Raw genomic sequence first — 23,227 nt, 5'->3', positions numbered from 1 at the left:
GCCACATGATGATGCCTCTTACTTTTCCCATGGCCCTGACCTGGTTGAGAATCCTGATGATCCCGCTAGTACTGGCGTTGTTTTTCTTGCCAGAAAGCTGGATGAACATACATTCGCGTGATGTATTAGCCTGTGGCGCTTTCATTGTGGCCGCTATCACGGATTGGTTCGATGGTTGGCTTGCGCGACGCTGGAATCAGACCTCAGCCTTTGGTGCGTTTCTGGATCCTGTTGCCGACAAGTTAATGGTATCGGCTGCATTGCTGGTATTGGTGGATTTGGGGCGTGTGGGTTTTGTTATCGCCTTTATTATTATTGGTCGAGAGATCGCCATTTCAGCCTTGCGTGAGTGGATGGCACAAATGGGTGCTAGTAGTAGCGTAGCGGTGAATTGGTTGGGTAAGTTCAAAACAGCAGCGCAGATGCTCGCTATCCCGTGTTTGCTGTACTGGGAAAACTACGAAGGCATACCTGTGGGCATTATTGGGCAGGTGTTAATCATCATCGCGGCGATCCTGACAGTGTGGTCCATGTGCTATTACTTGAAGAAAGCCTGGCCTGAAATAGCCCGTAAGAGTTAATGCCATGGCTGTATCAGAGCTGACCGCAGAAGAAGCCGTTGATCGTAAACAAGACTGGAGCATCATTAGCCTTATAGGTGTGGTGCATGCCAGTTCGCACTTTTTTCAATTGCTGCTGCCCACACTCTACGTGTTCTTGGCGCGCGAGTTTGGCTTTGACTATGTAGAGCTGGGCGCATTAGCCACCACGTTTTTTGTGGTGTCTTGCTTGGGGCAGGCAAGTTCTGGGTTTATTGTTGATCGCATAGGCCCCATTCCGGTATTGCTATTTGGTTTGGGCGGCTTTGTGATTTCCGGCATTATGATTGGTTTTGCTACCAGTTATTGGATGCTGTGGTTAGCGGCTGCTATTGGTGGTGCAGGTAACTCCATTTTTCACCCAGTAGACTACTCCATCATTAATCACCGTATCAGTGCCAGACGTTTAGGTCACGCATTTAGCGTGCATGGCCTAACGGGTAATTTGGGCTGGGCATTAACCCCTTTATTTGTGGCAGCTATTGCCTCGGATCATGGCTGGCGAGCTGCCGCTTTTTCGGCGGCAGGATTAGTTGCGGTGGTGTGGTGTGCTGCATTCTTGGGTAGACACCTACTAGCCGGTCAGCATAAGCAGCAGCAAGAGGAAGTAGCGCAAGAGCTTTCCTCAGAAAAATCTTTAGCACGTGAAGGCGTTTGGCAAACTCTGAAAATACTGTGTAAGCAACCTGCGTTGTGGGGCGCTTTCTTGTTTTTCGCCTTTTCCTCTATGGCGTTGTCGTCTGTGCAGAACTACACCATCCCTATGTTGGGTAGTGTCTATCATATTGATCCGGTAGTAGCAGGTACAGCGCTGTCTGCTTATATGGTGACAGCAGCCGTGGGGATGTTGGCGGGTGGCTTCTTGGTTGGAGCCGATACACGTAGCGAGCGCACGGTATTTTTATCCCTGTGTTTTGCTGGGTTGATGTTGGTGCTGCTGGGGTCAGGGGTATTGAGTTCGTCAGTGGCCGTTGTGATGGTAGGGCTGGCGGGTTTCTTCTCTGGTGTGGCTGCACCATCGCGTGACATGTTGATTAGACGTGTGACCCCTAAAGGGGCAACGGGCACTGTATATGGTTTGGTGTACTCCGGCATGGATGTGGGTTCGTCATTGGCGCCGCTGATGTTCGGTGCTATGTTGGATGCCGGTTTGAATAGAGGTCCATGGTTTGGAGCCGCTGTGGCATTTTGTATTTCTGCCTCGATGGCAGTGTGGATTGCACGGGCAGCCGAGAAGAAATAACCTCATAGCCTGTGCTCTCTATATAGATAGAGAGTAGTAGGCTGTTGTAAAGAAACACCTCAAAAATTGGAATAGCACCAATTTTTGAGGTGTTTTTTTATTTCCTATTATTTTTCGGTACAAAAAGGTTCGTTTTTCATATTGTGGTTGTATCATTCCGCATGGTGAAAAACCCATGGCGCACCGCACAATAAAATTTCCCATAAACAAAAATATGATTTCATATCTTGAAATATAAATCATATATTATTGATATTAATACTAAAAATATATGGTCTTATATAAGATATAAGTGTGTTGTGGGCATCGCATTTGCGTAGACTAATACTCATCTTGATTGTTTTCTTTTTCTTGTATTGGAGACTGACATGAGTAACCGCGAAACCGAAATCCGCAACTTGCAAAAATACTGGGCCGAGGACCCACGCTGGCAAGGTATCAAACGCACATACAGTGCTGAAGAAGTTATCCGTCTGCGTGGCTCTACTATAGAAGAGCACACCTTGGCGCGTCGCGGTTCCGAGAAACTGTGGAAGATGATTACTGAAGAACCCTTTGTAAATGCATTGGGTGCGTTGACAGGTAACCAGGCTATGCAGCAAGTGAAAGCTGGCTTGAAAGCGATCTACCTGTCTGGCTGGCAAGTTGCTGGTGATGCAAACGGCGCAGGCGAAATGTACCCTGACCAATCGTTATACCCCATCAACTCGGTTCCTCAGGTTGTTCGTCGTATTAACAATGCCTTGATGCGCTGTGACCAAATTCAGTGGTCCGAAGGTATGAATCCTGGTGATCAAGGCTATATCGATTATTTGGCTCCTATTGTTGCCGATGCTGAGGCTGGTTTCGGTGGCGTATTGAACGCATTTGAGCTGATGAAATCCATGATTGTGGCTGGCGCATCTGGCGTTCACTTTGAGGATCAGCTGGCCGCAGTGAAAAAATGTGGTCACTTGGGCGGTAAAGTGTTGGTTCCAACCCGCGAAGCTATCGCTAAATTAGTAGCTGCTCGTTTGGCTGCTGATGTTCTGAATGTACCTACAGTATTGGTTGCTCGTACTGATGCAGAAGCGGCTGATCTGATCACTAGCGATGTAGATGACAACGACAAACCGTTCATCACAGGTGAGCGCACGGTAGAAGGTTTCTTCCGCACACATCCAGGTGTGGATCAAGCTATCTCGCGCGGTTTGGCTTACGCTCCTTACGCTGACTTGATCTGGTGTGAAACATCTACGCCGAACTTGGAGTACGCAAAACGCTTTGCTGAAGCCATTCACCGTCAGTTCCCAGGCAAAATGCTGTCATATAACTGCTCGCCTTCCTTTAATTGGAAGAAAAATCTGGATGATCAGACTATTGCAAAATTCCAACGTGAGTTGGGTGCAATGGGTTACAAATTCCAGTTCATCACCTTGGCTGGTTTCCACGCACTGAACTACGGCATGTTTGATCTGGCACACGGTTATGCTCGCAACAACATGACCGCTTTCGTTGATCTGCAAGAGCGTGAATTTGCAGCAGCAGAACGTGGCTTCACAGCAGTACGCCACCAGCGTGAAGTAGGTACTGGGTACTTCGATGCCGTAACACAAACTATCGAGGGTGGCCAGTCTTCTACTACCGCATTGGCAGGCTCCACAGAAGCTGCCCAATTTGCTAAAGCCGCTGAATAAGGCTAGCATCAAGGGTTGATACAAGCCGTAGCATCTTTGGATGTTACGGCTTGTTCTGTATCAAACAGAAGCGAGACGTTGGCAGACCTTCTGGTACCTTTGTAGTAGAATGCACCCGACTAGTACCTCATATCATGTATTCAAGCTTTCGCCGATAACGGTTAGCATGCATGTAAACGGTTAATAAGCAGTTAACGCTTATCTATTCTCTTTATGCGCGCATACTCTATATTTACTATCCCTGCGGGTCTTTCCGACGAGCAGCGCAGTCAGCGCAAACACATGCTCGCGCGACTTGGATTGGCGTGGTTGGCCATGATGCAGGTGATGATGTTTGCTTTTCCAGGGTATTTGCGCTCAGAGTCAATGGAACCTGACAGTCTGGTATTGATGGATAAAGCCATCCTAATCATGAACTGGGCCGCGTTAGTGCTTACCGTTCCTGTCATGATTTACTGTGCTCAGCCTATTTGGGCTGGCGCATGGAACAGTCTTAAAAAATTCAAAGTTGGGATGGATGTGCCCGTTGCTTTAGGCATTATCGTGGCATTCATACCCAGCGTTATCAGCACTTGGCAAGGGCAGGGCGAAGTCTATTTTGATTCTGTCAGCATGTTTGTGGCGTTTCTGCTGACGGCCCGCTATTTGGAGTTCTGTGCTCGACAGTCTATTAGTCGTGGTCAGTCTTTTGATCGCGTGGAACAGTTTCGTGCCAGTATCTCGGTGCGTGCTAACTCATTAGCCTTCTGGTTTGTTCTTATTCAAGTGATCTTGGCCTTGGCCTTGGGTGTGGTGTGGTTCTTCTACCAACCAGATCATGCTGTAGCAGTGATGGTGGCGTTATTCGTCATGAGCTGTCCCTGTGCCATGTCCATGTCCGTTCCTACAGCCGTTGCCGCCGCCCAGGCGGGATTGATGGTGCAACCTGCACAGTCTGAAGCAGACATCTCTGCTCTTATCCAACGCACAGAACATATCTCCAAACAAAATTTATACGGTTCTATTGTCTGGCACCTGTTGATGACCCCCCTAGCTGCTATAGGATTGGTCTCTCCTTGGGTTGCTGCTGTTTCTATGCTGCTGTCCTCACTATTGGTGGCCCTGAATTCTTGGCGTATTTATCGTCAGCGTATCTCGGGTAATCACCTGTCTGGTAGTGAAGTCACTGCATAAAAAAAAAGGTGGTACACCATGCTTGAGTCACTGTTTCTCCTGATACCGATCTCGTTGCTGTTTGTGATCCTGATGGGGGTGGCATTCTGGTGGGCCATTTTTGCCGGACAATTTGAAAACTCCCAATCCGCTGGCGAATCAATACTAAACGATGATGACAGTACGCACAGGGATGCGGAGCGCACAAAGAAATAGTGTGAGTTTGTGAGGATCTGTGCCAGTTGGTATAAATCCACACAATCACCACACTAATAATAAGTTCCCTGATTAAGATCAGGGAGCAACGGCCGAGCATGAGCGATCATGGCTCAGGAGATTAATTTTGTAATGTTAGTGTTATAGGGGAAGCAAATGGGCACTTCCGAGACAGTCGGGAAACAGGCCGAAGTCTTCAACTACGGCGTCGTGCGGCAATTTGCCGTCATGACAGTGGTTTGGGGAATTATCGGCATGAGTGTCGGCTTACTTGTTGCCTTGCAACTAATTTGGCCTGAACTTAACTTCGAAACGCCATGGTTTAGCTATGGCCGTCTGCGTCCAGTACATACCAACTTGGTGATTTTCGCCTTTGGCGGTAACGCACTGTTCGCAACGTCGTACTACGTGGTTCAACGTACCTGTCAGGTACGTCTGTACTGTACAAAGCTGGCTTCTTTCACCTTCTGGGGTTGGCAGCTAGTGATGTTGGGGGCGCTGATTACTTTGCCTATGGGTTTCACCAGCAGCAAAGAATACGCAGAAATGGAATGGCCGCTGGATATCCTGATCACTATCGTCTGGGTGTCTTATGCTGTGGTGTTCTTTGGCACTATCGTTAAACGCCGTGTGCGTCACATCTACGTGGCGAACTGGTTCTACGGTGCTTTCATTACCACGATTGCCGTACTGCACATCTTCAATAACTTGGAAATTCCTGTTTCCATGTGGAAGTCCTACTCCGTCTATGCCGGCGTGCAAGATGCGATGGTGCAGTGGTGGTATGGCCACAATGCTGTGGGTTTCTTCCTGACTACCAGTTTCTTGGGGATGATGTACTACTTCGTACCTAAGCAAGCTAACCGTCCGGTGTACTCCTACCGTTTGTCCATCGTTCACTTCTGGGCATTGGCCTTTACGTACATGTGGGCTGGTCCTCACCACTTGCTGTACACATCCTTGCCTGACTGGACACAGTCCTTAGGTATGACATTCTCGTTGATCCTGTTGGCTCCATCTTGGGGCGGGATGATCAACGGTATCATGACCTTGTCCGGCGCTTGGCACAAACTGCGTACAGATCCTATCTTGAAGTTCTTGGTAACTTCTCTGTCCTTCTACGGTATGTCTACCTTTGAAGGCTCCATGATGGCGATCCGTACTGTGAACTCCCTGTCCCACTACACTGACTGGACTATCGGTCACGTGCACTCTGGTGCGCTGGGTTGGGTAGCGATGGTGACCTTCGGTTCCCTGTACTACATGATTCCTCGCCTGTATGGCCAAAAACAGATGGCTCTGCCAAAACTGGTAGAGATTCACTTCTGGGTGGCAACACTGGGCGTGGTGCTGTATATCGCTGCGATGTGGATTTCCGGTGTGATGCAAGGTTTGATGTGGCGTGCAACTGCTCCTGATGGCTTGCTGACATACAGCTTCGTTGAAGGGGTGAAAGCAACTTATCCGTTCTATGCAATTCGTGCATTGGGTGGCTTTATGTTTGTTTGCGGTATTGTCATGATGGGCGTGAACGTCTTCTTGACTGCATGGGGCAAACCTCGTGTGAACCCTGTTGTTCCGCTGACTAACCCTGATGCTATCAGTCCGACTAACGTTGGTCCGGCTGTTGTTACGGAATAAGGAGCAATCAATGTCCTCATCTGAGAAAAAAGGTTTTACACACGCCACGATTGAGCGCAACGTTGGTTTGTTGATTGTGCTCAGTATTCTGGTGATTTCCTTTGCGGGTTTGGTGCAGATCGTGCCGCTGTTTTTCCAGCACTCTATGACTGAACCCACAGAAGGCGTGAAGCCATACGAGCCTCTGCGTTTGGTAGGTAGAGATATCTACATTCGCGAAGGCTGCGTAGGCTGTCACTCCCAACAAGTGCGTATGCTGCAATCCGAAGTACAGCGCTACGGTCCTTACTCTCTGGCCGGCGAGACTGTGTACGATCACCCATTCTTGTGGGGTTCCAAACGTACTGGTCCTGACTTGGCCCGTGTAGGTGGCGTGTACACCGATAACTGGCACCGTATTCACTTGCGTAATCCTCGTGATACAGAACCTGCTTCCAACATGCCAGCCTACCCTTGGCTGCAACATAACAGCGTAGAAAATGACGACGTGCGTGCACGTATGAATGCTCTGCGTATTATCGGCGTGCCTTACACCGACGAGCAGATTGAAAAAGCACCTCAGCAATTGGTTGGTAAAACCGAAGAAGATGCGCTGATTGCTTATCTGCAAGGTATGGGTGTAGAAGGTCGCGCAGCAGCTGAACAAGCTGTAGCCGAGGGGAGACGCTAATCATGGTTGCATTCTTGAATGGTCTGATGACAATACTTGGCATTGTGACGTTCATTGGTATTGTGATCTGGGCGTGGTCGGATGGCCGTAAAAAAGCCAACCATGATGGGTCTATGCTTCCTTTCGCATTACCGGATGAAGCTGACGAGAAGGGAGGTTCGAATGAGTGATTTTTTTAATCTAGGCTGGGGGATTTATATCTCCGCTATTGCTCTGTTGGGCATTGCCTTCTGTCTATGGTTGTTGTGGACTCAGCGTGCCTGGCTGTCTCCTTCCATGGAAGAGCAAGAGTCGTCCCATGTGTGGGACGGCAATATCACGGAGCTCAATACTAACGTGCCACGCTGGTGGACCGTTATGTACGTATTACTGTGTATTTTTGCACTAGGCTACCTGATTATGTACCCAGGTCTGGGTAGTTATCAGGGGATGTTGAGTTACTCGTCCGCCAAAGAAGTGCAAGCACAGCAAGAGCAAATTAACGAGCGTTTAGCACCAACGTACGCTCGTTTCCGTGAAATGCCCTTGAATGAAATCGCTGACGATGCAGAGGCTCGTGCTATTGGCCAACGTTTGTTCTTGAACAACTGTGCTCAGTGTCACGGTTCCGATGCTCAAGGTAGCCCAAGCTTCCCTAACCTGACAGACAGCTCTTGGATGTGGGGTGGTAAGCCTGAGGATATTCTGCACACTATTACTGAAGGTAGACGCGGCATCATGACAGCACACAAAGGTGTGTTGACCCCAGGTGAAGCATCCGACATAGCTCAGTACGTGCGTTCCTTGAACAGCTTGGCTCATGACCAATCACGTGTACCGTCCGGCAAAAAACTGTTTGAACAAACATGTTTTGCATGTCACGGTGCCGATGCTAAAGGCAATCAATTGTTGGGTGCTCCTGACCTGACTAGCGGTAACTGGCTGTATGGCAGTTCGGAAGCCGTGATTGTTGAAGGTATCTTGAACGGTCGTGATAACCAGATGCCAGCCCAGAAAAACCGCCTGACCGAAGAGCAAATTCGCTTGTTGGCTGGTTGGGTTTGGGGTCTGAGCAACAGCAATGCTAAGTAAGCATTGTGATGTGATTATTGTAAGTTGAGGTGTAGCATGAGTAGTGACGCTCCCCATCGTCAACCAGACGAAGGTAATACAGAGCAGGTACCGGAATGGCGGCCACCTGGTTCCCCCAAACCGGTGACAGCTAAGGCGTCCGCTCATGCTGTTAAGATCGACGACGTCAATAAGAAGATCTACGCTAGATCAGTAAAAGGGGTGTTCGCCAACTGGCGAATCGCCCTGGTATTCCTCACCCAGATTATTTATTACGGTCTGCCTTGGTTGCAGTGGAATGAACGCCAAGCCGTATTGTTTGATCTGGGTACGAGGAAGTTCTACATGTTCGGCATCGTGATGTGGCCACAAGATATTATTTATCTGACTGTGCTGCTGATTTTGTCGGCATTCTCGCTGTTTCTCTTTACAGCGATGGCGGGGCGTCTCTTCTGTGGTTACGCCTGTCCGCAAACGGTATATACCGAAATTTTCATGTGGGTTGAACGCAAGGTGGAAGGCGACCGTATGGCTCGCATCCGTCTGGATGAAGCTCCTTGGAGTGCTAAAAAGCTGCGTCTCAAAGCTACAAAACACTTCTTGTGGATTGTGATTGCTCTCTGGACAGGTTTTACATTTATCGGTTACTTCGCTCCTATCCGTGAGCTTGGTGCACAGATTCTCGATTTCACGTTAGGCCCATGGCAGTGGTTCTGGTTGTTGTTCTACGGCTTTGCTACGTGGGGTAACGCTGGCTTCCTGCGCGAGGCTATCTGTAAGTACATGTGCCCGTATGCACGCTTCCAAAGTGTGATGGTGGATGACGACACCTTTGTGGTGAGTTATGACCACGTGCGTGGTGAACCTCGTGGTAAGCGTTCCAAGAAAGTGGATCACAAAGAAGCAGGCTTAGGGGACTGTGTAGACTGTACCCTCTGTGTGCAGGTCTGTCCGACCGGTATCGACATTCGAGAAGGGCTGCAATATATGTGTATTGGTTGCGGAGCCTGTGTCGATGCCTGTGACGATGTGATGGAAAAACTGGATTACCCTAAAGGGTTAATCCGTTACACCTCTGGCCGTGCTATTACCGAGCGCTTAAGCCAGGATCAAGTGCGTAGGCATATGTTTAGGCCACGTATCTTGGTGTATATTGCAATTCTGAGTCTTATTACTGTGGCAGCGATTTACTCGCTGATGGCCCGTAATGATCTACACATGGATGTGATCCGAGATCGGGGTGTAATGGGGCGCGAAGTTCCGGGCGGTCATATAGAGAACATTTATAGACTGCAAATGATGAACAAATCAGAACAGCCTATGCGCATCGAGTTGGGTGCGGAAGGTTTCCCTGGTATCACCATTAGTACAGTGAGCGGTGGCAGTGCAGAAATCGTCGTGCCAGCAGCAACGAACGAACTGATTCCTGTGCACGTACAAGTTCCTGTGGAGGCGGGTTTGAAAGAGGGTATGCACGATATAGTGATTACTGCCCGTAAACCTGGTAGCGCTGAGTCTGGTGAAGAGCTCATCAGTGAGAAAACACGTTTTTATGTGCCTCGCTAGGGCGCACACGATAAAGGACCCATCATGTCAAATGCAATAGATCAGGATTTGGATACGCAGCCATGGTTTAAAGAGCCTTGGCCGTGGATCCTTATGGCAGGCCCATTCTTGGCTATGGTTGGTTGTGCTGTGACCATCGCCTTGGTGCTGCAACCTACAGGGGTTAGTGAAACCATTAACGATGGTGGTCAGAAGCGTGGCTTGGTCGTAACGCGAGACAAGGCACCGGAGACACCTGTAGTGGTAGAGGCTGAATAAGGCCAAACGACTATGTAGCAATAAAAAATCCCACGTTGTGACGTGGGATTTTTTATGATGCTTAAGCGTTGCGGTGTAGCGAGGCTTGAGTAGAGGGCTACGGTTTAGCAGTCCACTCCAGCCATGGCTTGCAGAGCAGGTAGGTCTAGAATCATGACTTCGCGTTGTTGTATACGCAGCAAACCTTCGCGAGCAAAGCGCGAGAACAGGCGGCTAACGGTTTCCAGTGTCAGGCCCAAAAAGTTACCGATTTCCTCACGGCTCATGCGCAAAATGAACTGATAAGGAGAGTAACCCAAGGTAGATAAACGCTGGGACAGGTTGATCAAGAAAGCAGCGAGACGCTGTTCAGAGCGTAACGCACCCAAGTTCATGATTAGAGTATGAGAGCGGTTGATTTCCTTGCTCATCAGGCGACGCAGTTGTTGTTGCAAGATAGGTAACTGTAATGACAGCTTATCTAGCTCGTTCAACGGCATCACACAGACTTCACTGTCTTCCAGTGCGATAGAGTGAGAGACATGGCGATTATTCAATAATCCGTCCATGCCGATGATCTCGCCTGGTAGCAAGAAGCCAGTGATCTGTACTTGGCCGGAGGCGTCTTCCAGTTGTGTCTTGATGCTGCCAGTGCGTAATGCATAGATGGCATCAACTTCATCATCAAGGTGGAACAGGAAAGAGCCTTTGCTCAGACGTATACGTTCCTTGACCAGATCATCCAGCTTCTGCAGGTCGTGGTTGGACATCCCCAGCGGCAAGCAGATTTCATTCAGCATGCAGGATGAGCAACGTATAGCATCGTGACTGACAGAGATTCGTTTTTGCATAGAAAGCGGCTACGGTTGAAAACAGTTAGGTACAAGGACCATGGTTAGAGCTTATTTTCAAGCGCAGCATAAAAGTTGCACTTCGGAGTGAAGTGCCATACTCAGTATTCTAGCGTATTTAAAAGCTCTTTTTGAAACATCAAGGATTTTGCTTTTTCTTTTATTTTAGTAAGTTGCAATAAATGTAAGAAAATGCAAATAATCACATAAATGATTTTAACAGGCTCTTGAAGTTTGACCAGATGTCATCATCTATAAGTCAAGCGAAATTAATCTGGTGCAGTCTGTGAATACTCATCGCAAGATTCTGCACATTACCTAGAGTAAGGCAACATGCGAATTGATAAATTAACGACAAAGTTTCAACAAGCTTTGGCTGATGCACAAAGTTTGGCATTGCAACAGGGCAATTCTTATCTGGAACCTGTGCACGTATTGGCCGCATTGTTGGCTGACGTGGATTCCGGAGCAGGCAGTCTATTGGCGCGTGCGGGTGTGGCCGTGCCACGTTTACAAGCCGAAGTTAAAAAGGCAATTGATGCATTACCTCAGATTTCATCGGGGGATGTGAATTTAAATATTAGTCGCGAGCTGCAAAGCGCGTTGGCATTAACAGAAAAAGAAGCAACCTCGCGTGGTGATACTTATATTGCCAGTGAATTGTTTTTGTTGGTATTAAGCCGAGATAAAGGGCAGGCAGGCCGTTTATTAAAAGAGACAGGACTAAATGAACAAGCACTAGCAGCAGCGATTGATGCTGTGCGAGGTGGTGAGTCGGTAAGTGATGCAGAGGGTGACGCTAATAGAGAAGCGTTGTCCAAATACACCACTGACCTGACTGAGCGAGCTCGCTTGGGCAAATTAGACCCTGTGATTGGTAGAGATGATGAGATTCGTCGCTCTATACAGATCTTGCAACGTAGGACCAAAAACAACCCTGTACTGATTGGTGAGCCAGGTGTGGGTAAAACCGCGATTGTGGAAGGGCTGGCTCAGCGTATTGTGAATAATGAAGTACCTGAGAACCTAAAAAACAAACGTGTGTTGGTGTTGGACTTGGCCGCGCTCTTGGCGGGTGCTAAATACCGTGGTGAGTTTGAAGAGCGTCTGAAAGCAGTCCTGAAAGAGCTGTCTCAAGACGCAGGTAAAACCATTCTCTTTATTGATGAAATCCATACCATGGTTGGCGCTGGTAAAGCCGAAGGTGCGATGGATGCCGGTAATATGCTGAAACCAGCATTGGCCCGCGGTGAACTGCACTGTATTGGTGCAACCACGCTGGACGAATACCGTCAGTACATAGAGAAAGATGCTGCGTTAGAGCGCCGTTTCCAGAAAGTGCTGGTGGATGAGCCAGATGTGGAATCTACCATTGCGATTCTGCGTGGTTTGCGTGAGCGCTATGAGCTGCACCACGGTGTGGCGATTACCGACCCGGCAATTGTGGCTGCTGCCGAGCTGTCTAACCGCTACATTACCGACAGATTTTTGCCGGATAAAGCGATTGACTTGATCGACGAAGCTGCTGCCCGTATTCGTATGGAGATTGACTCCAAACCTGAAGTCATGGATAGGCTAGATCGCCGCATGATTCAGCTCAAAATTGAGCGTGAAGCCGTGCGTAAAGAAACAGATGATGCGTCACAGCGTCGTTTGGCCACCATTGAAGAAGAGTTGGAGCGTCTACAACGCGAGTACAACGATTTTGAGGAAGTCTGGAAAGCTGAGAAAGCTGCTGTACAAGGTACGCAGTCTATCAAGGAAGAAATTGAGCAGCTCAAAGCGGAAATGGCTGAACTGCAACGTAAAGGTCAGTTCGATAAATTGGCTGAACTGCAGTATGGCAAGTTGCCAGAGTTGGAAGGACGTTTGGCTACTGCTGAGCAGTCTAAAGACAAGCTGGAAGACAAGCCTAAGCTGTTACGTACTCAGGTAGGTACTGAGGAAATTGCAGAAGTGGTGTCACGTGCAACTGGTATTCCTGTGTCTCGCATGATGCAAGGTGAGCGTGAAAAACTGCTAAACATGGAACAGCACCTTGAAGAGCGTGTGGTAGGTCAGAACGAAGCTGTGTCGTTGGTTGCGGATGCGATCCGACGTTCACGTGCAGGTTTGGCTGATCCATCTAAGCCTTATGGTTCGTTCTTGTTCTTAGGGCCTACCGGCGTGGGTAAAACCGAGCTGACTAAAGCCTTGGCTGCATTCTTGTTTGACTCTGAAGATCATTTGATTCGTATTGATATGTCAGAGTTCATGGAGAAACACTCGGTAGCCAGATTGATCGGTGCGCCTCCGGGCTATGTGGGCTACGAGCAGGGCGGTTATTTGACCGAAGCCGTGCGTCGTAAACCGTATAGTGTGATTTTGCTGGATGAGGTAGAAAAAGCACACCCAGATGTATTTAACATCTTGCTGCAGGTATTGGATGATGGTCGTCTGACTGATGGTCAAGGTAGAACGGTTGATTTCCGTAATACCGTGGTAATCATGACATCCAACTTGGGTGCTCATCACATCCAGGAAATGGTTGGCGAGCCGTACGAGAAAGTGAAATCAGCCGTATGGGAAGAAGTAAAACTTTCCTTCCGTCCTGAGTTCTTGAACCGTATTGACGAAGTTGTGGTGTTCCATGCACTGGGCGAGGCACAGATTCAATCTATTGCCAAAATTCAGTTGCAACGTTTGGCACAACGTTTGGCTGACAGAGGCATGCAGTTAGAGGTTAGTGATGCTGCATTGGCTGAAGTGGCAAAAGTTGGTTTCGATCCGTTGTTTGGTGCAAGGCCATTGAAACGCGCTATACAGCAAAACATCGAAAACCCTGTGGCCAAACTGATTCTGGAAGGCCAGTTCGGTGAGGACGATGTAGTACCTGTAGACTGGCGTGACGGCAGTTTTGTGTTCGACCAGAAAGCTAGCAAAGCATAAGCCTGCTAGTGTTAGTTAAGCAAAAGCCCCATCTCTTTGAGTGGGGCTTTTTTGCATCTTGGGCTATTGTGTTGCCGCGTAGAGGTGTATATTTTAATTTCTCATTAAAAGAATGATTTTTATATATTGTTCTTGAAAGAAGAATTAAATGGATTCCGAAACTCTACGTATTTTCACCACGGTAGCGACCGAGCTGAGCATTACACATGCTGCTGCGCATTTAGGACGAGCCCCGTCTAACGTGACCACTCGTATACAGCAATTAGAGGCCGACTTGGGGTCAGAGCTGTTTGTACGCACGGGTAAACGACTGACGCTTTCAGCAGCGGGCCAGACGTTTTTGGATTATGCGAATAAGCTACTAGCCTTGGAAGCAGAAGCTAGGCATGTGGTAACAGGTGGTCTTGATGGCGGTACCTTACGTATGGGCAGTATGGAAAGTACGGCGGCAAGCCGATTGCCAGCTCTGTTGGCTAACTACCATGCCAAACATACAAATACTCAATTGCAACTGAGTACAGGTCCTACGCGTGCACTTATAGAACAATTGCGCACAGGGCTGTTAGATTGTGTCTTTGTCGCCTTAGCGAGCTCAACGGATGCAGATGTATTGCTAGATGAGTTGGGTTTGCAAGCTATGCCAGTATGGACTGAAGAGCTGCTGTTGTTATTACCGAGTAGCGAATCAGCTGTGATGCAAGTGTCTGAAATTCAAACACGTACCTTAGCGGCGTTTCCGTTAGGGTGCACGTATAGAGGCATCGCAGAACAGATCTTGGGTATGGCGGATACACCTGAATGGCGTGTGCTAGAGATTGCGTCGTATCACGCCATGATTGCTTGTGTGGCGGCAGGTAATTGTGTGACCTTGGTTCCTGCTAGTGTATTGAAACTGGCTGGCGTGCCAGAGAACATGCCCACATTGAAAGTGGCTTCAGTAAACACCTTGTTGGTATGGCGTAAAGGTTATGACGTACCAGCGTTTAGATCGTTCTTAGCACTATTAGCCGAGGCTTTGAAATGACAGCCACCGTACATCGCAGTACGCCAGTAGGGCCTTGGCGCTCCGCCGTAGAGGCAGCGTTAATCTTGTCGGTAGGTATGGGATTTGGGCGCTTTGCTTTCACGGCTGTATTCCCTTACATGGTGGAAGACGGGGTGATTAGTGTGCAGCAGGGTAGTTGGGCAGCATCGATGAACTATGCTGGTTATTTGCTAGGGGCTCTGTTAGCGGTACGGATGCGTGCACGTTATGCGTACACACTGTGCTTGTGGTCTGTATTGGGAACGGCCTTGTGTTTGGCTGTGTTAGCGTTGCCTGTGCCTGTATGGGGCATATTACTGGTGCGTGGTGTAGCCGGCGCTGTGAGTGCATTAGGGTTTGTGGCGGCATCGTTATGGTTATTTGAGCAACGGGGGCATTTCACTGGAGCCCCAGTGTTATATGCAGGGGTAGGCGTAGGCATAGCTTTATCTGCCGAGTTGTTGGTGCTAGGTGCCAGCCTAGGTTTGCATAGCTCAGGTATGTGGTTGCTATTGGGGGCGGTAGCAGCCGTGATGGGGCTTATTGCCGCCCCTGGTTTGTTGATGCACTATAGCGAGCCCTCTACCGAGGTTTCTGCTGCACAGGCGGCTATACAACCTAAATTGGTGGCTGTGTTGCCTATGGTAATTATTTATGGGCTGGCAGGTTTTGGCTATATCGTAACGGCTACCTACTTACCCATGTTGGTACACAAGGCATTACCAGATGTGCATTCTGCTCATGTGTGGGCGGTGTTTGGTTTGGGGGCGGTACCAGCGTGTTTTATATGGCATAGAGTGCATGAGCGATTGGGTACTCGTGGGGCATTGCAATGGAATCTTGCGTTGCAAGCGTTGGGCGTAGCCTTGCCTGTGCTTGTTCAGTCAGCCAGTAGTTATATGCTTAGTGCCTTGTTGGTAGGTGGAACCTTCACCGGTACTGTGACAATTGCAATGCCTGCTGCGCAACGTTTGGCTCGTCATACCGGGAAAAATGTCTTAGCCATCATGACATTGATGTACAGCGTAGGACAGATCATAGGCCCTATGGTGGCGGAGCTTTTGCATACCTATAGCCACAGTTTTTCTAGCGCGCTATTAGCGGCATCTTTGGCATTGGTGATAGCACTGATTTGTAGCGTCAAACTGTACCCGCCCGCTACATCGTAGGGGGAATAAAAAAGGCCTGTGATTACAGGCCTTTTTAGTGTGGGCTTAGCGTATAGGTTTGTCTAAACGTTTGGCCGGTGTTTCATTCAGATTTTCCCGCGTAGCATCCCACGAGTAAAATTTCACACCAATTTGTATGCGTTCGCGGTTAGTTTCACGACGCCAGCGATTGGCATCACGCAGGGAGTACACGCAGCCACAGTATTCTTGCATGTAGAACTCTTCTGTTTTGCTGATTTCGATCATACGTTTAGCGCCGCCACCTTTGCGCCAGTTGTATGTCCAGTACAGCATGTCAGGGTAACGTGCTGCTGCACGCTCGCCACAGCCATTGATCTGGTTCATGTCTTTCCAGCGTGAAATGCCTAGTGAGCTACTAAAGGTGTTGTAGCCGTGTTCATGCGCATATAGGGCAGTGCGCTCAAAGCGCATATCAAAGCATTCGGTACAGCGTATGCCGCGTTCGGGTTCATGCTCCATACCTTTTACACGTTCAAACCAATTATCTACGTCGTAGTCGGCATCAATAAATTCGATGCCGTGTTTTTCGGCGTAGCGTATGTTTTCCTGTTTGCGAATTTCATACTCGCGCACGGGATGGATATTCGGGTTGTAAAAGAAGATGGCGTAGTCTATGCCTGATGCGGTCATGGCCTCCATCACCTCGCCCGAACAGGGGGCGCAACAGGAGTGCAGCAAAACCTTTTTGCGGTTGTCTGGTAGGGTGAGTACAGGACGATCAACAGATGTGGACATGACGCTTATGACAGAATAAATGTAGCTGATCCTACTATTTTAGCCCTCAATCACAACTTCCCAAAGTGCTCGCACAGTTTGACGGTCTTGTTCGTGGTTTTGAGGGGGCACACGCGCCCACGGTTGGGCTTGTAGACGTAGGGTGTGTTGCAGTTTTCGGTAGTTTCTGTAGATGCTACTGACTTGTGTTGCCAGCGTGCTATCAATCAGCCCTAGTTCTGCTGCTAACCCTAGCAAGGTGATGTTACCCAGATTCCCCAAAAGCACAGGATACTGATGCGCATGAGCAAGTACGATAAATTGCGTGATGAACTCTATATCCACCATGCCGCCACTATCGTGTTTCAAATCGAACAGCTCACTACGGTTGGGGTGGCCTTCAAAAATACGAGCACGCATTTGACGTATATCGGTTTTAAGTTGCTGTAAGTCGCGAGGGCGCACCAAGATGTCTTGGCGTACTTGTTCAAAACGTTCACCGATGCGCGTGCTACCGGCCACAAAGCGGGCGCGCGTTAAGGCTTGATGCTCCCAACTCCACGCTTGTTGCTGCTGGTATTGTTCGAAGCTGTCTACGCTGACGGCAATGAGGCCAGCATTACCATCCGGACGTAAGCGCATATCGACTTCGTATAAGCGTCCTGACGAGGTGAGGGTAGACAGCCATGAGATCATGCGTCTACCAAGCTTTACGTAGTGCTCAGAAGCATTCTGATCAGGGTCATCGTACAAGAACACCAAATCTAAATCAGAGGCGTAGCCTAGCTCTTTTCCGCCCAGCTTGCCGTAGGCAATGATGGCAAATTCAGGAGCGGGTAGCGAGGATAAATCAGTCCCTTTAGGTTGTGCTAATGGCCATGTGCGGTACAGCGTTTCTTCCAGCATCAGGTCGGCCAAGGCAGAGGACTTGTCGGCTAATTGCTCTACGGTATAGCAGCCAGACAAGTCTTGGGCTAATAACTCAAAGGTGTGTTGATGCAGCGTGTCGCGCATCAAGTTCATTTGTTGCTCTATGTCGGGCTGGCCATCGGGCAGCTTGCAGGCATCTAATTCATGGTGCAGCTGTTTTTGCAGCGCAGAAAAATCAGTGTCTTGCATGAGACTTTGCCAGTTAATCAGTCTGTCCAACACCAACGGGTATTGCACTAAATATTGTGCAGCCCATGGGCTGGCGGACACCAACATGGTTAAACGGCTAATAGTTTCTGGATACTCGCTCAATAAGGCTACATACGCACTACGCTGGGCGATGCTTTCCATCACATTGAGCAATCGGCTTAGCGTTTCTTCTGGGTTAGTGGTTTGTGCAGCAGCCTGACAAAGTTGCGGTAGCAATTGCTCTAGGCGGGCGCGGCTGGGGCGAGGCAAGCGTCGTAGTTTATGGCTGTCTAGAAAGTGGGTGATCTTTTCGCTAGCGTGCGCCTGAAAATCGTCAGGGGCAGCAGCCTCAGGCTCTGGTTCCTGTGTGACGGGGGCGCTAGTAGGACTATTGTCGTTCAGCCCAGCCAGTCTAAAGGCATCGCTAAAATAACGACTGACCGCATTACGATGTTGCTGTAATTGCGTTTCAAAGTCTTCTACGCTTAACCCCATAGTGGTGGCTAGCGCTTGGCGATCTTCGGTTTTGACAGGTAGGAGGTGAGTTTGTGTATCTTCACGGTACTGCAACATATGTTCAGTGCGTCGCAGAAACAGATAAGCCTGCTTAAGCTCTTGTACGGTAGCCGCTGTGAGCACACCTGCTCGTTGTTGAGCACGCATGGCATCCAGTAAATTAGTGCATTGTAGTGAGGGGAGACGACCTCCGCGTATCAACTGATTTAGTTGCACTACAAACTCAATTTCTCTAATGCCGCCATCACCAAGTTTGATGTTGTGTAGGCTATCAATGCCATTTCTACTGAGTACGCGCCGGTTCCAGTCTTGACGTATGCGTTCACGCAGTTCGCGTAGAGAGGCTAAGGCATCAAAGTCGAAGTAATTTCGGTACACAAAGGGAGTACGTAATTGTTCGAATTGGTAACGCAATTGATGGGGATTGCTGCCGGACCACGCTTGCAATGGCAAAGGTCTGGCTTTGATCCAGGCATAACGCTCCCACTCGCGACCTTGGCTAATTAAGTAATTGGCGACAGCAGCCATGCTCCAAGCCAAGGGGCCAGAATCTCCGTCTGGGCGTAAACGCAGGTCACAGCGGAACACCTGACCATCAGGGGTCACCTCAGACAAAATAGCGCTGATTTGTTGGGTTAGCTTACCGAAGAACTCATGATGACTGAGTGGGCGAGGCCCTGAGGTGTCGCCATCCGGGCCATAGATGCAGATTAAGTCTATGTCAGAAGATACGTTTAACTCTTTCCCCCCCCATTTACCCATCGCCAGAATCAACATTTCTAATGGTTGGCCGGTTTTGGGGTCTAGCGGTGCACCATGCCGTTCGGCGAGTTTGCGATAAGCCGTTTCGTACGCGTGTTGTACCGAAAGATCAGCCAGATGGCTCATGGCTTGAGTGACTTCCTCAAAGCTGGCTAAACCGGCAATGTCACGCAGCATCAACGTATAGAAAACCTCGGTGCGCAGTAAGCGTAAGGGGCGCTTGATATCGTTGATTTCACTATAAGGAGAGTCCGCTAAAAAGTGACGAGCCAACTGGTTTAAACGCTCTATAGATAGCGGTGTTTGGCTATTTTTCTGTAAGTGTTGAGCAAAATCGGGGAATGCCGTTAATTTTCGTTGTAATGTGCCTGACCAAGCGAGGGCAGAGTTCAATATAATGGCTTCGTTCATCTGATAATCGATAAAAAGGTCAGAGCATTAATCAACGGTGTAAAGCATGTCCATGTTAGCACTTTGCAGTCTTGCGGATTAGTGTGACGATTGGAGGCTTATGTCACGACTACGGCGCACGTTGCTGTATGTGCTTTTGGCTTTATACCTGAGCGCAGTACTGTTTGTCAGCGCAATACGTTTCTGGGTCATACCCAATTTGCAGCAATGGCAGGCACCATTGGAAAAAGTGTTGTCTGAAGCCTTAGGGGTGGAGCTGAGCTTTGAACAGGTATCCGGTGAGTGGAAAGGGTCTCGCGCTCGTATACAAATAGACAATGTGCGAGTACAGCAGGGTGAAGGTCAACAGCCAGCCATGCACATCCCTTTGCTGAAATTTGAGTTCAGTTGGTCTTCGTGGTTGTATGCCAAGCCTATTTTCCATATGGTATATGCGGAAGGGTTGCAGCTCACCATACAGCGTGATGCCAATGCTGACATACGTGTGGGTGGTGTATTGGTGGACGAAGGGACAAACACCAATCAGGCACCGCCGGCAGGCGAAGAAGAGGCTGTCTTGCGGTGGCTGGCCTTGCAACGACAAGTGCAGTTCGCCAATGCCACTATTATTTGGGAAGACACCTATAGGCAGCTTCCGCCAGAAATCATTAGCCCGGTACAAATAGACGTTCAAAACCGCGATGGTAGGCATTATGTGGCCCTGCAGGAAGGTACGGCCGAGCAGCCAGAAGGGTTGGCGGTCTTGGCTGATTTGCGTAGTCCTGTAGAAGAGGGCGATAACCTAGAGGCTATGGATGGCCAGTTGTATATGCGCGCACGCACGGGGTTTGAGTCGTTGTTAGCCCTGGGTTTGGATAAAAACACAGATTGGTCGGTGTATCCCGAGTCCTTAGAGTTACTTGTTAATGTAGAGAAAGGACGCTTTACTGACATACGTTTTAAAGCAGAAGCTTCGGATTTACACGGCGCATTTTATGGCCAGCAGTTGGCTGCACAGAAAATGTCCGTGTTCATGTCATCGTCATGGGCTGACTTAGACCGATGGTTAGGGCAACGTGACTGGCAGAGCACAGCACCCGTACAAAGCATGGCAGTGATGCAAGGGGTCAAGATTGGTGCAGGCCAGTTATGGCAAGAAGACCTGTTTCTAGATAGGTTGGCAGTTGAGTTGGATGGACGTGGCAGAGCATGGCAATTAAATACCTTCTTGGTGGAAAACGAAGAGTTGTATTTACATGCCCAAGGTAATTGGCGTCCAGACCCAGATTATGAGTTGGGGTGGTTGGATCTACAGGGTAGGTTAGAGCATGTGCAGCTTAGTACCTTGTACAAGTACTTCCCAGATGACGTGGGTGAAGACGTCATTGTTTGGTTAAAAGCGGGTCTGCAAAAAGGGTGGTTAGAGCAAGGGAAGTTTACGTTACAGGGCGATGTGGATGCTTTCCCTTTTCAGTCTGAGCAAGACAAAGGTTATTTTGATGTAACCGCCGCAGTGCGTGATGCTCAAATTGATTATTGGCAAGCCTCCGCGCGTGAGCGTACGTGGCCAGTGTTGCGTGATATACAAGGGCAATTGCGGGTGGAGCGGGCGGGCTTATATGGCACGTTTACGCAAGCCTCAGTGCTGATTGATCCGGCGTCTCCTGTGCAGGCAACCAAACTAGATATCACTATTCCTAATATGGAGCATGATTCCATTGTGCATATAGATGCGCAGAGTCATGGCAGTGCAGCGTCGTACGCACCATTATTTAAAAACTCCCCTTTAGGCGAAATGGTGAACCATGAGTTGGATGCCTTACGTGCTGAGGGGCAGTGGGATGTGCCTTTGAAATTGGCCGTACCGTTACAAGCAGGAAAGCCTGTGACGGTGGCAGGCCATGTGGCCATGCAAAATACAGCGCTGCGTGTCTACGATTACCTTCCTCCTATGCGTAGGCTGCAAGGACGGTTGTATTTCACTGAAGACGCCGTCTGGGCCGAGAACCTACGTGGCTCATGGTTAGGCCAACCGTTGACCATAGAAAAAGGCGTGGCCTACGAAGGTAATCAGCCAGCCAAATATCCGGGGTTAACCTTTAAAGGCAGCGTGGATATGCAGCAAGCTCGCCCATGGATACCCGCTATGTGGCATGAGCGTGTGCAAGGGCGTACACCTTTTCAGTTTGTGCTGAATGTGCTGCCATCTGATGTGGTGTTGACCTTTGATTCCGATCTGAATGGCTTGATCGTGGATATGCCCCTGCCTATGCAAAAACCGGCAGAACAGCGCTGGCCACTACAGTTGCGTTGGCAAGGAGCAGGCCCCACTACATCGCAATTGAGTGTGGCCTTAGGACGCTCTTTCTACGCCAGTTTCTTGCACGATACAGCTAACCCATCTCCGTATTTCAAGGCAGGTACGATTACCGCCAACAAGGAGGTTCGTCCGGAGCAAAATGGGCTGGTCGTTGATGTGCACTATCCAAAAGTGGACTTGGATGGCTGGTTGGCGCTTATACAAACCGCACAGGCCGATGAATCACAAGGTGAAGAGTATTTTCCTGCCTTGAAACGTTTACGTGTTCAGGCGGATGAAGCGCAGGCTCTAGGGATGGGATTTGAACAGTTAACGTTGACTGCTCAGCAGCCACAGCAACGGCATTGGCGCGTAGACATAAGCTCTAGCGAAGCAGCCGGCAACCTACAGTGGCAGGTGGATAGAGAGGGCGAAATAGAGGGTGTGCTTCAAGCACACTTCCAACGCATTATTCTGGGTGAGATGGCTGAGAATGAGGTGGGCGAAGATACCGAGTCTGAGCGTTGGGGTGATGATGCTTTGCATCTGCCTGATATGAATCTGCATATTGAGCAGCTGGAAATTGCTGGTAAGCGCATAGGTAGTGTGTTGGCAGAGGGACGGTCAGAGACTGATTCTGATGTTTGGCAATTAGAAGAACTCTCGTTGGTAGCACCGGGGGTGAGCCTATCAGGCACAGGACATTGGCTGTTAAATGGTGAGTCCAGAGGGCTGTACATAGAAGCGCAAGCAGCCATAGAAAACTTACAAGACTATCTGAATTTTTTTGGTGTGCAGGACGTAGTGCGAGGTACCAAAGGTTCGGTAGCTATGCAATTCAATTGGCGAAATTTGCCGTGGCGTGTGGCTCTGGATGATCTAGAGGGCGATATCAATATCGTGTTAGGTAAAGGTAGGCTGAACCAGATACAGTCGCGCTCAGCACGTTTGTTAGAGCTATTGTCATTGCAATCCTTAACGCGATTGGCTCGCTTAGAGCTAAACATTGGTGGTGTACTACGTGAAGGTTTCCCTTACGATGAGATGCGTGGTGACATCAGTTTGCGTGAAATGCAGCTGCATACCAATAACTATCGCATTATCGGCCCCGTGGGCACCATTGTGATTGAAGGTGACGTAGGTGTGAAAAGCGAAAGCCTGGCCTTGAATGTGGTGGTGATCCCAAGGGTAGACGTGAGTGGTGCTGCTGTGGCGGCAGCGATTGCCGTGAACCCGGTAGTAGGGATAGGGGCATTTTTGGCGCAGTGGTTACTGCAAGAGCCGCTGTCTAGAGCAATGACACAACGTTATGCCGTACATGGCAGTTGGGATGATCCACAGCTGGAAGAAATGTCGCTAGACTGACCGTAGGTAGGCTGTGTGA

18 protein-coding genes are annotated in these 23,227 nt (G+C 49.2%); 15 read left to right on the top strand and 3 right to left on the bottom strand.

The annotated features are described in order from the left end of the window. Nucleotides 1-11 precede the first annotated feature (11 nt). From pgsA to ACLO87_RS10455, 11 genes are all read left to right on the top strand, one after another. Nucleotides 12-581 carry a CDP-diacylglycerol--glycerol-3-phosphate 3-phosphatidyltransferase gene (gene pgsA / locus ACLO87_RS10505; protein ID WP_135863800.1) on the top strand — a complete coding sequence of 190 codons (570 nt, stop codon included), beginning with the start codon at nucleotides 12-14 and terminating at the stop codon, nucleotides 579-581. A gap of 4 nt (nucleotides 582-585) precedes the next feature. After that, on the top strand, nucleotides 586-1,842 hold the full coding sequence (locus tag ACLO87_RS10500; protein ID WP_430223633.1) for an MFS transporter: 1,257 nt from the start codon (nucleotides 586-588) through the stop codon (nucleotides 1,840-1,842). 368 nt (nucleotides 1,843-2,210) lie between these two features. Continuing rightward, a complete protein-coding gene (gene aceA / locus ACLO87_RS10495; RefSeq protein WP_430223632.1) occupies nucleotides 2,211-3,518 on the top strand; it encodes an isocitrate lyase in 1,308 nt (435 codons plus the stop codon). Nucleotides 3,519-3,731: 213 nt separating this feature from the next. Beyond that, nucleotides 3,732-4,691: a P-type ATPase gene (locus ACLO87_RS10490; protein WP_135865596.1), complete on the top strand. Its 960-nt coding sequence runs from the start codon at nucleotides 3,732-3,734 to the stop codon at nucleotides 4,689-4,691. 18 nt (nucleotides 4,692-4,709) lie between these two features. Then, nucleotides 4,710-4,886, top strand: a complete 177-nt coding sequence (gene ccoS / locus ACLO87_RS10485) for a cbb3-type cytochrome oxidase assembly protein CcoS (RefSeq protein ID WP_135865598.1) — start codon at nucleotides 4,710-4,712, stop codon at nucleotides 4,884-4,886. 156 nt (nucleotides 4,887-5,042) lie between these two features. Beyond that, complete coding sequence (gene ccoN / locus ACLO87_RS10480) at nucleotides 5,043-6,527, top strand: cytochrome-c oxidase, cbb3-type subunit I (RefSeq protein WP_135865600.1); 1,485 nt, start codon at nucleotides 5,043-5,045, stop codon at nucleotides 6,525-6,527. A gap of 10 nt (nucleotides 6,528-6,537) precedes the next feature. Continuing rightward, nucleotides 6,538-7,197: a cytochrome-c oxidase, cbb3-type subunit II gene (ccoO, locus tag ACLO87_RS10475; RefSeq protein WP_135865602.1), complete on the top strand. Its 660-nt coding sequence runs from the start codon at nucleotides 6,538-6,540 to the stop codon at nucleotides 7,195-7,197. A 2-nt stretch (nucleotides 7,198-7,199) separates the two neighbouring features. Continuing rightward, nucleotides 7,200-7,367, top strand: coding sequence for a cbb3-type cytochrome oxidase subunit 3 (locus ACLO87_RS10470; protein ID WP_135865604.1), 168 nt, complete (start codon nucleotides 7,200-7,202; stop codon nucleotides 7,365-7,367). Further along, a complete protein-coding gene (gene ccoP, locus ACLO87_RS10465; protein WP_135865606.1) occupies nucleotides 7,360-8,268 on the top strand; it encodes a cytochrome-c oxidase, cbb3-type subunit III in 909 nt (302 codons plus the stop codon). Before ACLO87_RS10470 ends, ccoP begins: the two co-directional genes overlap by 8 nt. A gap of 36 nt (nucleotides 8,269-8,304) precedes the next feature. Continuing rightward, complete coding sequence (ccoG, locus tag ACLO87_RS10460; RefSeq protein WP_430223631.1) at nucleotides 8,305-9,813, top strand: cytochrome c oxidase accessory protein CcoG; 1,509 nt, start codon at nucleotides 8,305-8,307, stop codon at nucleotides 9,811-9,813. 24 nt (nucleotides 9,814-9,837) lie between these two features. Then, complete coding sequence (locus tag ACLO87_RS10455) at nucleotides 9,838-10,071, top strand: hypothetical protein (protein ID WP_135865610.1); 234 nt, start codon at nucleotides 9,838-9,840, stop codon at nucleotides 10,069-10,071. A gap of 104 nt (nucleotides 10,072-10,175) precedes the next feature. Here the strand turns inward: ACLO87_RS10455 and fnr are convergent, their stop codons facing one another. Further along, nucleotides 10,176-10,901 carry a fumarate/nitrate reduction transcriptional regulator Fnr gene (gene fnr, locus ACLO87_RS10450; RefSeq protein WP_135865612.1) on the bottom strand — a complete coding sequence of 242 codons (726 nt, stop codon included), beginning with the start codon at nucleotides 10,899-10,901 and terminating at the stop codon, nucleotides 10,176-10,178. A gap of 333 nt (nucleotides 10,902-11,234) precedes the next feature. Between fnr and clpB the strand changes: the two genes are divergently transcribed. The 3 genes from clpB to ACLO87_RS10435 all read left to right on the top strand — a co-directional run bounded on the left by clpB (nucleotide 11,235) and on the right by ACLO87_RS10435 (nucleotide 16,022). After that, nucleotides 11,235-13,829: an ATP-dependent chaperone ClpB gene (gene clpB / locus ACLO87_RS10445; protein ID WP_430223630.1), complete on the top strand. Its 2,595-nt coding sequence runs from the start codon at nucleotides 11,235-11,237 to the stop codon at nucleotides 13,827-13,829. A 148-nt stretch (nucleotides 13,830-13,977) separates the two neighbouring features. Continuing rightward, nucleotides 13,978-14,853 carry a LysR substrate-binding domain-containing protein gene (locus tag ACLO87_RS10440; protein WP_430223629.1) on the top strand — a complete coding sequence of 292 codons (876 nt, stop codon included), beginning with the start codon at nucleotides 13,978-13,980 and terminating at the stop codon, nucleotides 14,851-14,853. Next, nucleotides 14,850-16,022, top strand: coding sequence for a YbfB/YjiJ family MFS transporter (locus ACLO87_RS10435; protein WP_430223628.1), 1,173 nt, complete (start codon nucleotides 14,850-14,852; stop codon nucleotides 16,020-16,022). The genes ACLO87_RS10440 and ACLO87_RS10435 overlap by 4 nt, the downstream gene beginning before the upstream one ends. A gap of 45 nt (nucleotides 16,023-16,067) precedes the next feature. On the opposite strand, the gene ACLO87_RS10430 is transcribed toward ACLO87_RS10435, so the two are convergent. Together ACLO87_RS10430 and glnE are read right to left on the bottom strand one after the other, a co-directional pair. Continuing rightward, nucleotides 16,068-16,778: an epoxyqueuosine reductase QueH gene (locus tag ACLO87_RS10430; RefSeq protein ID WP_135866608.1), complete on the bottom strand. Its 711-nt coding sequence runs from the start codon at nucleotides 16,776-16,778 to the stop codon at nucleotides 16,068-16,070. 39 nt (nucleotides 16,779-16,817) lie between these two features. Next, a complete protein-coding gene (glnE, locus tag ACLO87_RS10425) occupies nucleotides 16,818-19,565 on the bottom strand; it encodes a bifunctional [glutamate--ammonia ligase]-adenylyl-L-tyrosine phosphorylase/[glutamate--ammonia-ligase] adenylyltransferase (RefSeq protein WP_430223627.1) in 2,748 nt (915 codons plus the stop codon). 100 nt (nucleotides 19,566-19,665) lie between these two features. On the opposite strand from glnE, the gene ACLO87_RS10420 reads away from it, so the two are divergent. Then, on the top strand, nucleotides 19,666-23,208 hold the full coding sequence (locus tag ACLO87_RS10420; protein WP_430223626.1) for a YhdP family protein: 3,543 nt from the start codon (nucleotides 19,666-19,668) through the stop codon (nucleotides 23,206-23,208). Nucleotides 23,209-23,227 lie beyond the last annotated feature (19 nt).

It is taken from the genome of Paenalcaligenes sp. Me52, from assembly GCF_050487965.1.
Lineage (GTDB): Bacteria > Pseudomonadota > Gammaproteobacteria > Burkholderiales > Burkholderiaceae_B > Paenalcaligenes.
Note: the sequence above shows the minus strand (reverse complement) of the source record. Positions and strands in the feature narration are given on the sequence as shown.